We start from the raw sequence: 944 nt of genomic DNA, 5'->3' as shown, positions 1-944 counted from the left end.
CTTCGTGACCGACACCTCGAGCAGCGGACTGTTCATCGACGATTCCGACAGCCCGCTCGGCACCGGCAGGTCGACGCGGCTGCAGAGCGGCATGCGGCTGAGGTTGGGCGACTACGTTCTCTATGTCGAGGTTCAGCCAAACGCGAGCCAGACGTCGGTCGGTCAGGTCGCCAACCAGTCCACCCCCGCATGGGCGCCACCGCAGCCGCGGCCTTCACCCAGCATCGGCGGCGACGATTTCTTTTCGGCCAAGGTCGAGGAAGAGCCGCGGCGGCCGCGTCCGGCCGATCTGCCAGACCCGTTCGAACAGCCTGCGCCCGGCGCTTATGATCGAGCTTCGAACCGGCGCAGTTCGCCTGCCTTCGACGACCCGTTCAGCCTCGATCCGGTGGCGACGCCGGAATCCAGCGATGCCGCGGCGCCCGGCCGGTCGGATCCGTTCGGTTTCGACGAGATGCCGTCCCGCGACAGCGCGACGGAGCCGGCGCCCAAACCGGCCGACTTCGATGACGACTTCGGGTTCGGGCCGGCTGCGGCGCCTGCCTCGGCCAACGGCGCCGATCCGGCCGGTCGTGGCGAACACCCGGCTGAAAAACCGCAGGCCGCTCATCCCTGGGATATGCCGAGCCAAGCGGTCGAGCCTCCTCCGCCGCCGCGCCCCGCCCCTGCTCCCAAACCGCACCGTCCGGCGCACGCGGCACCCGCTACGGAGATGGCGCTTCGTGCCGCGTTCCTGCGCGGCATGGGTGTCGAGGAAGCCGATTTCCCCGGCCGCGATCCGGTCGTCGAAATGGAGAAGTTCGGCCGCGAATACCGGCTGATGCTGGAAGGGCTGATGCAGCTCCTGCGCAAGCGCGCCGAGGAGAAGGGAAGCGCGCGTGTCGCCCAGACGATGGTCGGAGCTTCCGAGGTCAACCCGCTCAAATTCCTGCCGACGGCCGAGG

At 69.1% G+C, this 944-nt stretch carries 1 protein-coding gene; it reads left to right on the top strand.

The window, feature by feature from the left end; translation table 11 throughout:
* A partial coding sequence (tagH, locus tag EOA29_RS38050) for a type VI secretion system-associated FHA domain protein TagH (RefSeq protein ID WP_127222492.1) occupies positions 1-944 on the top strand: 944 nt, incomplete at both ends.

Source organism: Mesorhizobium sp. M1E.F.Ca.ET.063.01.1.1 (genome assembly GCF_003998155.1).
Classification (GTDB): Bacteria; Pseudomonadota; Alphaproteobacteria; order Rhizobiales; family Rhizobiaceae; genus Mesorhizobium.
Note: the sequence above shows the minus strand (reverse complement) of the source record. Positions and strands in the feature narration are given on the sequence as shown.